This window comes from Phyllobacterium sp., assembly GCF_037994425.1.
In the GTDB taxonomy this organism is placed as follows: Bacteria; Pseudomonadota; Alphaproteobacteria; order Rhizobiales; family Rhizobiaceae; genus Phyllobacterium.
This window is the reverse complement of record NZ_JBBNAM010000287.1, coordinates 24,611-34,694: the sequence shown is the minus strand read 5'-3', so window position 1 is coordinate 34,694 and position 10,084 is coordinate 24,611. Positions and strand designations below refer to the sequence as shown.

At 59.1% G+C, this 10,084-nt stretch carries 7 protein-coding genes; 6 read left to right on the top strand and 1 reads right to left on the bottom strand.

Annotated features, from left to right (window positions below; all coding sequences use genetic code 11):
• Positions 1 to 65: 65 nt before the first annotated feature.
• From AAAB35_RS19730 to AAAB35_RS19710, 5 genes are read left to right on the top strand one after another with little or no spacing between them, the layout of a single operon-like run.
• Positions 66 to 1,241, top strand: coding sequence for an ABC transporter permease (locus AAAB35_RS19730; protein WP_340669976.1), 1,176 nt, complete (start codon positions 66 to 68; stop codon positions 1,239 to 1,241).
• Positions 1,242 to 1,261: 20 nt separating this feature from the next.
• On the top strand, positions 1,262 to 2,137 hold the full coding sequence (locus tag AAAB35_RS19725; protein WP_340669975.1) for an ABC transporter ATP-binding protein: 876 nt from the start codon (positions 1,262 to 1,264) through the stop codon (positions 2,135 to 2,137).
• Positions 2,138 to 2,140: 3 nt separating this feature from the next.
• Complete coding sequence (locus AAAB35_RS19720) at positions 2,141 to 3,136, top strand: MlaD family protein (protein WP_340669974.1); 996 nt, start codon at positions 2,141 to 2,143, stop codon at positions 3,134 to 3,136.
• A 20-nt stretch (positions 3,137 to 3,156) separates the two neighbouring features.
• Complete coding sequence (locus tag AAAB35_RS19715) at positions 3,157 to 3,792, top strand: ABC-type transport auxiliary lipoprotein family protein (protein WP_340669973.1); 636 nt, start codon at positions 3,157 to 3,159, stop codon at positions 3,790 to 3,792.
• Positions 3,793 to 3,847: 55 nt separating this feature from the next.
• Complete coding sequence (locus tag AAAB35_RS19710) at positions 3,848 to 4,180, top strand: hypothetical protein (protein ID WP_340669972.1); 333 nt, start codon at positions 3,848 to 3,850, stop codon at positions 4,178 to 4,180.
• A 47-nt stretch (positions 4,181 to 4,227) separates the two neighbouring features.
• Here the strand turns inward: AAAB35_RS19710 and AAAB35_RS19705 are convergent, their stop codons facing one another.
• The gene (locus tag AAAB35_RS19705; RefSeq protein ID WP_340669971.1) at positions 4,228 to 9,366 is read right to left on the bottom strand and encodes a kinesin; all 5,139 of its coding nucleotides are present in this window, start codon (positions 9,364 to 9,366) and stop codon (positions 4,228 to 4,230) included.
• Between the two features lie 298 nt (positions 9,367 to 9,664).
• Here AAAB35_RS19705 and AAAB35_RS19700 point away from each other — a divergent pair, with 298 nt between their 5' ends.
• Positions 9,665 to 10,033 (top strand): Hpt domain-containing protein, encoded by a 369-nt coding sequence (locus tag AAAB35_RS19700; protein ID WP_340669970.1) that lies wholly within the window; start codon positions 9,665 to 9,667, stop codon positions 10,031 to 10,033.
• Positions 10,034 to 10,084 lie beyond the last annotated feature (51 nt).

Sequence of the window (10,084 nt, the reverse complement as noted above, 5' to 3'; positions counted from 1 at the left end):
CTTTCGGCCTTATCCAAAACTATTGTTCAAGTGACATCGGTCGAGAGACTCGATATGTGTGTGTGATGTTGACCGATAGAGCAAACAATTCAAGTGCTTCTACCGCCGCGCCGCCCCACGTCGAATTCCGCAAGGAAGGCGATCGCGCGACTGTTGCGCTTTCGGGAGCATGGACAACCCGCAATGTGCGACGGGTTGACGACCGCATGCGCGAAATCGAGCGCGACACCAGTATTTCAAGCCTTGTAGTCGACCTTTCCGGCATTGAACTGCTCGATACAGCCGGAACATGGCTAATCGAGCGCTTGCGCACCACGCTGCAGGAAGCGGGCAAGGAGGTCAAGATCGAAGGCCAGGCGGAAAGCTGGGGCGCGCTCTTTGATGCGGTCGGTGAGGCAGCCACGACGCCCGATGATTCGCCGCCACCAGAGCGTATTTCCCTGCCGGTCCGGTTTCTTGCCACGATCGGCCGAACCGTCTACGCCTTTGGTGATGACTTCGTCAAATCCATGCACATTCTTGGCGCCACCGTTCGGGGCGCACAGATGAAGGGCAGTCGCCGCGGCAGCATCCGCCCGGCGGCCATCGTGCATCAGATCGACAGCATGGGCATCGGGGCCGTGCCGGTGGTGGTCCTTATGTCGACGATCATTGGGGCGATCATCGCACAGCAGGGCGCGTTCCAGCTGCGCTATTTCGGCGCCGAGATTTTCGTTGTCGACCTCGTCGGCATTCTCGTGCTGCGCGAGATTGGCGTTCTTTTGACTGCAATCATGATTGCGGGCCGTTCGGGGAGCGCGATCACCGCCGAAATCGGCTCGATGAAGATGCGTGAGGAGACCGATGCGCTTACCGTCATCGGCCTTAATCCAGTCGGCGTCCTCGTGTTTCCGCGACTGGTCGCCCTCGTCATATCGCTGCCACTCCTGACCATCATTGCAGATTTTTCAGCGCTTGGCGGCGCTATCGCCATTACCTGGGCCTATTCCGGTATTACGCCGGATGCGTTCATCCAGCGGCTGCGCGATGCCATTGACCTTTCGAGTTATCTCGCAGGCCTGATCAAGGCGCCGTTCATGGCGATGATCATCGGAATTATGGCATCGGTCGAAGGCATGAAGGTGGGCGGCAGCGCCGAATCGCTTGGCCAGCGCGTTACCGCATCCGTTGTTAAATCCATTTTCGTCGTGATCGTGGTCGATGGCATCTTTGCAATCTTCTACGCATCGATCAATTTCTGAGCCGGAGACTTGAAGGCCCGATGACTCCGACAGCACAGCAGGAAAGCGACGATCCAGAAGAACGGGACGTTATCCTCTCCGTGAAGGACGTGAGCGTTTCCTTTGGCAGGTCAACCGTACTCGACCATCTTTCCCTCGATGTTTATCGCGGCGAGATTCTCGGCTTCGTCGGGGCATCCGGCACCGGAAAGTCCGTTCTGATGCGTACTATCCTCGGCCTCAATCAGAAGCAGTCCGGCGCTATCAGTATTTTCGGTCATGATATCGACCATGCGACCGAACAGGAAAAGCTGAGCGTTGACATGCGCATGGGGGTGCTGTTTCAGCATGGCGCATTGTTTTCCTCGCTGACCGTGCTTGAAAACATCCAGGTGCCCATGCGCGAATATCTCGATATTCCGGAGCGGCTGATGGACGAACTGGCGCGACTGAAGATCGATCTCGTCGGGCTCAAGCCGGACACGGCCGAAAAGTTTCCCTCGGAACTGTCCGGCGGCATGATCAAGCGCGCCGCGCTCGCCCGCGCCCTGTCGCTTGATCCCGAGATTGTCTTTCTGGATGAACCGACTTCGGGCCTCGATCCAATCGGCGCCGCTGATTTCGACGAGCTTATCGCCAATCTGCGCGACACTATGGGCTTGACCGTCTACATGGTGACGCACGATCTCGACAGCCTGTTCGCAGTGTGTGACCGAATCGCTGTATTGGGAAAGAAGAAGGTTCTCGTCGAAGGAACCATCGAAGACATGCTGGCGTTTGACGATCCGTGGGTCCAGGAATATTTCCGTGGCAAGCGCGCGCGCCAGATCGTCAATGACGGCAAAACGAGGCGTCGGTCAGGTGGTGGCCAAGCTGCACCACGTTCCGCGCAAGGGCAAGAGGGTCAGGTAAACTAACGCATGGAAACGAAAGCCAACTATGTTCTGGTCGGTGTTTTCACGCTCGTGATCTGTGCCCTTGCGTTCGCATTCGTCTACTGGATCGCCCGCTATGGTGACCGCAGCGAAACAGCGACGCTTGAGATCCGCATTCTGGGCTCCGTCACAGGTCTGTCGGAAGGCAGCCAGGTGCTGTTCAACGGCATCAAAGTCGGCAGCGTCAAGAAGCTCTCGATCGACGACAACAATCCCGACGCCGTAATTGCCCTGACCGAGGTCAATGCGACAACGCCCATCACCCGGTCCACCCAGGCGACACTTGGGTTTGCGGGCCTCACCGGCCAGGCATTTATTGAGTTGAAGGGCGGCAAGCTCAACGAGCCGAATCTCCTCGAAGAGGCGGCCAAGGACGAACAGATTGCGCGCATGGATGCAGACCCTTCGGTGGTCAACAACCTGTTGCAGAAGGCGCAGACCATCCTCGAGCGGGTGGATGGTGCGGTCAGTTCGATCGAGAGCTTCATAACCGAGGTCAAGGGACCGCTGGTCGACACCGTTAACAACACCAAGAAATTCACCGACGCGCTCGCAAACAATTCCGAGGTCATCGACAAGTTTAGCCAGAGCGCGGAGGACGTTCAGGCGGTTGTCAAGGAAGCTCGCGAGATGATGGCGAAGCTCAACAATGCGTCGACGCGGGTCGACGGTGTTCTTGCCAAACTCGATACGCAATTGTCCGATCAGGACGGCAGTGTGGTCCGCGAAGCGCGCGAAACCATGAAGTCTTATCGGGCCGTCGCGGATAATCTCAATGCCCGTCTCGGACCGATCACCGACAATATCAACCGGTTCTCGGGCCAGGGTCTGCGCGACGTCCAGGCGCTCGTCAATGAGAGTCGCCAGTCGGTTCAGCGCATCGAGCGGGCGATTACCGATCTTGGGAAAAATCCGCAGCGCGTCATTTTCGGCGGCAGCGGCGGCAGCGTTCCTGAGTATGATGGACGGACACGCCGTTGACTTTGCTCGATTCGCAAAGCATGAAGGTTAATAGATATTTACGCTTCGTTTCGCTTCGTTGGGGGGCATTGGTGAGTTTCAGGACGACGGTTCCCGCTTTGCTGATTGCCCTGTCCGTTTCCGCCTGCGCAAGCAGCAAGAAGCTTGACACGTTCGATCTGTCCAGCCCGTCGCCCACCGTATCCGCCTCAAAAAAGCAGGGCCGGCAAATCCTCATCGCGCCACCGTCGGCGCTCAAGGCACTCGATGGTGAGAATGTTGTTGTGCGATCGGGGCCGCACTCGATCTCTTATCTCAAGGGTGCGCAATGGGCTGACCGCCTGCCAAGCATCGTGCAGTCGCGCTTCGTCCAGGCCTTCGAAAGCACGCATCGGTTCGGCGGTGTCGGCCGTCCGGGCGACGGCCTTGCAATCGACTATCAGGTGCTGAGCGAGGTCCGGACCTTCGACATTGATGTTGAGAGGGGCACGACTGCGGTTGTGGAAATCGCCATAAGAATCCTGAATGACAAGAACGGGACCGTGAGGGCATCACGGGTTTTCCGGTCGACGTCGCCAGTAAGCGGACCGGGCAATGACGCCTATATCGCCGCACTCGACCGCGCCTTCGATGATGCAACATCCGACATCGTCTCTTGGACGCTGACGGTCATTTAATACATTTTCATACGATCGTTATTTTTGGACAACTCATTTTGAAGTTGGATTGCCGATGCATCGCAAGCAATCTCTTCTTCAATTTGTCAGGCGCCTCTCCAGACCGCAGATGTTGTTCTTGGCGACCGCGGGATCGGCAGTTATGACCTGTTCCTCCTTCGCGGGCAGTGCTGTCGGCAAAAATGAAGTGCAGGCGGAAAGTGGCGAATCGATCGGCAGTTTTGAACGGAAGATCGCCGACCTGCAAAAGAGTCTCGACGGCGAAAAGGAGAGGGTGACACGCTTTTCGCAAGCAAATCGCAAGCTCTCGAATGAAGCCGAGGCTTTGCGCGAAAAGATTGACGCGCTGATGAACCGACTGCATGGTACCCAGCAAACGCCCCAATAAAAAACGCGGCTCGAGGGCCGCGTTTTTGTTTTCATCGGGTCATCGCCTTAGCGCAGGCGGTTACTCGCATGGGCCAGCATCGTATAGACCTTGCCGGTATCCGATGTCAGGTAATTCTGCGTCGTGACATTGTCGCGGTCGTTGCGGCTCACATCTTCGAGCAGTCGCTCGAAATCATCCATGTAACGATCGACGGCACGGCGGAATTCGCTGTCGGCCTGATACTTGCGCTTGATCTCGTCGAAGGTCTGCTGACCCTTGAGCGTATAGAGACGGCGGGTAAACACGTTGCGTTCGCCAGCGCGGTAACGCTGCCACAGCTCGACCGAGGCTTCGTGGTCGATGGCCCGCGTGATGTCGATCGACAGCGAATTCAACGATTCAACCACTTGGCCGGGCGAACGGGCACCGCTTTCCGGCGCTTTTTCCTTGGGCTCGGATTGCGCTTCATCGCTGGAGGCACGGCGGAGGAGATCCGATACCCAGCCGTTGCCGGCGGGGCGAGGCGCATTGCCACGAGCATCAAGGCTGCCGCGCAGCGGAGTGGACGCAGGAGCTTGCGTAGGCTGGGCGGCCGGCGCAGCCGGTGTGCGCTGCGGTTGCGTTGCGACGCTTGCCGACGCCCGTGCCGGGGCGGCGACGCGGGCCGCGCGGCTTTCGCCAACGTCAGTCAGGCGGCCCGACTTCTGAACGATTTCAGAGAGTTCCTTGAGTGCGTTGATCTGCTCGGAAACGGCCTTGCGCATCTGGGCGGTCGACTGCTTGGCTTCCTCCGGCATATCGATGACGCCGCGCTGCAGTTCGGATCGGGTCTCTTCCAGCTCCGCGCGGATTGCGGCCGAGGAGCGGCGGATTTCGTCCGTTGCCGTTGCGAATTTCTGCGAGGCCTGTTCAACGACTTCGGAGATCGAATTGCGGATCTGCTCCGTTGTCTGCGAAGCACGGCCCTCCGCGCGATCAAAGGCCGAGGAAACCAGCGTTTCGAACGAACGCATGGTTTTCTCGATGCTTTCGGACTTCGCAATAAGTCCTGCCGCAAGCTTTTGGAGCGCGTCCTGGCGCTCGTCGAAGGTCGATGCGAGGTTCGACTGCGACGCATTGATCAGTTCGGAAGCCGAGTTGAGCATCTTGCCGTGCTCGTCGAACCGCTTGGCGATCGACGCGATATCGTTGAGCGTCGAGTCGGACAGCTCCGAGAGCTTGCCGAGATTGCCGTCGATGAGGCGTGTCGAAGTCTGGAATGACTCTGCGGCCTTCGTCGCGTTCTCGGCAAATGCCGTTGTCGTGTCGAGCAGGCGTCCATCGATATCGCCGAGGTTCTTCGTGGCCATGTCGATGAGCTCGCCGAGCTTGGCATTCGAGGCGGAGAGGCGGTCGATGAGGTTGCTGACGTCGTCCGTGAGGCCGGCCTTCGCTGCCTGTACCGCCGTGATCGTTTCGGCCGTGCGGCTGGCGATCGCGTTGATAAGGGCCGCGTTTTCGACGCGCAGGCGTTCCGTTGCCGCGGTCGTTGCTTCGACGAGCTGCGAGGCAAGGGTACGGCCATTGTCGGCAAGGCTGTCGACCAGCGGCTGCGCGGTGTTGTCGAGGATACCGAGGATCTCCTGTGAACGGGCAGCCAAGACCTCGTTGAGCTCGCGGGTGCTTTCGGCCAGCTTCGATGCAGTCGAATCCGTTGCTGCCGAGAAACGGGCTTCGAGGGCTTCGAGATTGGCTGCAGCTTCGCGAGCCCGCTCGCTGAGGCGGCGTTCGGTTTCAGCAAGGCTCTCATTCATGCGGTGGCTGAAAGCCTCGCCATGACCGTCAAGGGCCTCGCCAGCCCTCTGCGCCTCGCCGGTAAGCGAAGCGGCAGCATCCGTGATCTTGTCGCGCAGGGTACGTGCCACGACCGAAGCGCTCTGTTCCAGGGACTTGCGGACATTTTCGACGCCCATCGAAAGCGCGTTCTGCATCGTGTTGGTACGTTCGTCGATCGTTCCGCCATGGACTTCGAAGGCCTTGGCAAGCACTTCGGCGCTGTCTTGCAATACTGCCTGCAGCGCGACCGTCCGGTCACTGATCGTGCTGGCCTTGTCGTCCAGGGTCTGGCCAAGCAGCGAGTTGCCCTGTTCCATGGCCGCGCGGATACTGGCAATGCGTTCATCGAGCATGCCTGCATTGGAATTCAAGGTATCGCCGATGCGCGAGTCGCTATCGGATAGGGCCGCACGGATTGCCGCTGCGCGTTCTTCAAGCGCGCCGATATGCGAGGCAAGGGTATCGCCAATCTGGCTGTTGTTACCGTCGAGCAGCAAGCGGATATCGGTGCTACGTGCTTCAAGAGCGCTGATGTGAGAGGACAGCGTATCGCCGATGGCGTTGTTACTATTGTCGAGCACCGAGCGGATATCGGCAGTGCGCGCTTCGAGGGCGCCGACATGCGAAGAGAGAGTATCGCCAATCGCATTGTTGCTGTTGTCGAGCAACGAGCGGATATCCGATGCACGCTCTTCGAGCGCGGTGATATGCGAGGAGAGCGTATTGCCGATCGCATTGTTGCTGCCATCAAGGACCGAACGGATACGAACCGTACGCTCTTCGATATCGCTGGCGTGGTTGGCGAGCGTGTCGCCGATGCGCGAATGGGTATTATCGAGCGCTGCCTGAATGTCCCCAGCACGTGCGTCAAGCGACGCGGCGTGAGAGGCGAGGGTCTGGTTGATACGCTCGTCGCTGTTGGCCAAAGCCTGCTCGATGCCGGCGGTGCGGTCCTCGATGGCGCTCGCATGGGTGTTCAGGACATCGCTAATACGCGTATCGCTGTTAACCAGGGCGGATTCGATGCGGTTGGTGCGATCGTCGACCGAGTCGATGAAGCCCCCGAGCGTCTCGTCGATTCGTGCGCCGCTGTTAAGCAAGGTGGCCTGGATTTCGGCATTGCGGGCGTCAATGGCCTGCGTATGCGCTGCGAGCGTGTCGCCGAGCTTGATATCGCTACTCGAAAGAGCCAGCTGGATGTCGTGATTGCGCTCGTCGAGGCTCTTGGCATGCTGATCGAGGGTCTGGGCGATCTTCGCGTGGGTGTCGACAAACGCGGCGCGCATACCGGAGGTGCGATCTTCGATGATCTTGGCATGGGCGTCGAGTGTCTGGCCAATGCGGGAGTCATTTGCGTGGATCGCTGCTTCGATGGTCGAACCGCGCAGATCGATGGTCCGTGCGTGCTCCTCAAGGGTCTCACGAATTTTGGCATCCGTGTCGGAAAACGCAGCATGCATACCGGATGTGCGGTCTTCGATGGCCTTCGCGTGCTGTTCGAGTGTGGCGCCGATGCGGGCGTCGTTGTCGTCGAGCGCGGTGCGCAGGCCGGATGTGCGTTCTTCGAGCGAGCCGGCGTGAGTATCGATGATCTGGCCGATGGCGGCTGTGCTGGTTTCGAGGATCGAGCGCAGGTTGGATGTATGATCGCCAATCTGGCCGGCCTGTTCGCGGATGACCGATGTGGCACGGTCCGTTTCGCTGGAAAGCGTTGCAGCAAGAGCTTCTCGGTTTTCCGCGAGCCTGTCGGCGAAGGCGGCCGCATTGGTGGAAAGGAGGCTACCGACCGATTCCGAAAGGCTCGACAGATCGTTGCCAATCTTGGCTTTGGTCTCATCGACGATACCGTCAATCGAGGCGCGCCCGTCGGTGAAGGTTTTGGCGATGTCGCGTGTCCGCTCGATCAGCTGTTCGTTGATCTGGCGGGCACGAGCTTCGAGCGCCGAATTGAGGCGTTCGGTGCTCGTATCGAGCGACTGGGCGCGGGTCTCGAACTCGGCGAGCAGCGAACGGCCACGTTCATTGATGGTCGCGTCGAGACCGGCAAGTCGGTTGTCGAATTCGCCGACCAGCGTCTGGGTGGCGTCGCCGAGCAAAGACAACATGCTGTTGGTGCGGCCATCGAGGGTGTCGGCAAGCTTGAGGCTTACCGCATCGGTCTGCTCGGAGAGAGCGGCAATGCGCATTTCCAGAAGATTCGCAAAGGCTTCGCCTGATGTGCTGATCTTGTGTGAGATATCGTCCGAGCGCGAAACGATCGACTCTGTGATCGCTTGGCCGCTTTGAGTGAGGCGATCGATAAGGCCCTCACCGGACTGGCTGATTGACATTGTGAGATTGGTGGAGGCGTTGGCGATGTTATCGCGCAGCGCGTCGCCGGCGAGCGACAACTCTTCCTTCAGCTGCTCATGGGCGCTCGAGATCGAGGCGCGCACCCGCTCGGCATGGCCGATGACGGATTCGCGCTCGCCGCCCAAGCGGTCGACCAAGGAGCGGATGCGATACTCATTGTCCGTGTAGACGCGTTCGAGCTGGTTGACCTCGGTCTGGACGAGAGTCTCAAGCTCGACGGCACGCGCAAGCGTACGTTCGACGCCTTCACTCATCGCGGCAACTTCACGGCGTACAGCCTGTCCTAGCGAGGCGACGCGGTCGGATGACAACATTTCCGGCTCGGAAAGACGCATGGCGGCTTCCGCCATCGAACGGGCGGCGTATTGCATTTCCTGGGCGCGGCGCACCATGAGGGCAAAGGCCCAGAACAGCAGGATCGGCACGACAATCGCGACGGCGAGGCCAATTGCGTAAGGAGCGGCAGCAAAGTCCGAAAATGAACGGATCGACCGCAGCGATGGGTATAACGCGTTGCCGAGTGCAAGCACGCCGACAGCCCACAGCGCACTGATGATCGTGGTTGTCAGTACATGAGAGCGCGGCGTCTGCGCGGCTGGCGTGAAATGACGGGCAGCAGTCGCCTTTTGCAGCAAGTCGTCATTTGCAGGCTTGAAGGTTTGCGACGGCACGGCAGGCGCCTTTGGCAGCGCCGGTGGCGCAGCAGGTATTGGGTTCGCAGCCTTGATCTGCGGCTTTGGCGCGGGAAGTGGAGCAATCGTTGCAGCAGCAGCAGGAGCGGGGGCAGGCTTGGTTTCTTCCACAACCACCGGCTCGGCTTCCGGCGTCAAATTATGCTTCTCGGCCGCCAATTCTTGCGCGGCCTGGGAAATCTGGGCTTCGAGGTCGCTCAGGGACAACAGATCGTCATCGACCGGAGACAGATCCATATCCATCCCGAGCGTAGACTCGTCGAAATCGATTTCGAGCGCCTTTTCAAGAGCTTCGCCGAGTTCGTCTTCGGTCTTGGCTGCTTTGCTTTTCGGGGCTGTGGCCATGTTTACCTCACAATATTGGGCGGTGACCACATGCGAAGTCTCCCGCGCCATACTCATTACGCCGCTACTTTATCGTACTGACACATGGATTGGAAAGAAACAACGGATTCGGCAAATGCTTAAAAGTTTAAACACAAGGTTAATTTTTCCAGGTCGGGCGAAATTTCAGCCGAACATCAAAATTTACCGAACGTTCACCATAATCCGCCAAATCGTCGGGCTATTGCCAAGTTTTAACCTTGAATCAGCGCAATTTGAAGAAACTTGTTCATTCGTAAACGTGTTCTGGAGAGTACCAATGGCACAACAGGCATCGATGGCTTTCGCATTGCCGGGAGGCGAACACTCGCTCCCCTCGCGCAAACGACCGATCGACCTTGTTCATCTGACCCGCGAAACCTACGGTGACCGGGCCCTCGAAACCGAGATACTCGGTCTTTTTTCCCGCCAGACGAGCAGCATCGTTGACCGGCTCGCCCACGCAACGCCGGATGAGCGGGCGCGGCTCGCAAAGTCCCTCAAGGGGTCGGCCCGTATCATCGGGGCATTCGGCGTCGCGGAAATGGCCGAAGCCATCGAACATGCGCCAGCCGACCTGAGCAAAGTGAAGGAATTGCGGCCCGCCATCGATGATGTCCGCGATTACATCGCCGCCATTACCCGCTGAGCCAGACCTTTTAAACTGTTGCCCGGGTCCGGAAGCGACCATGGGCTGCGT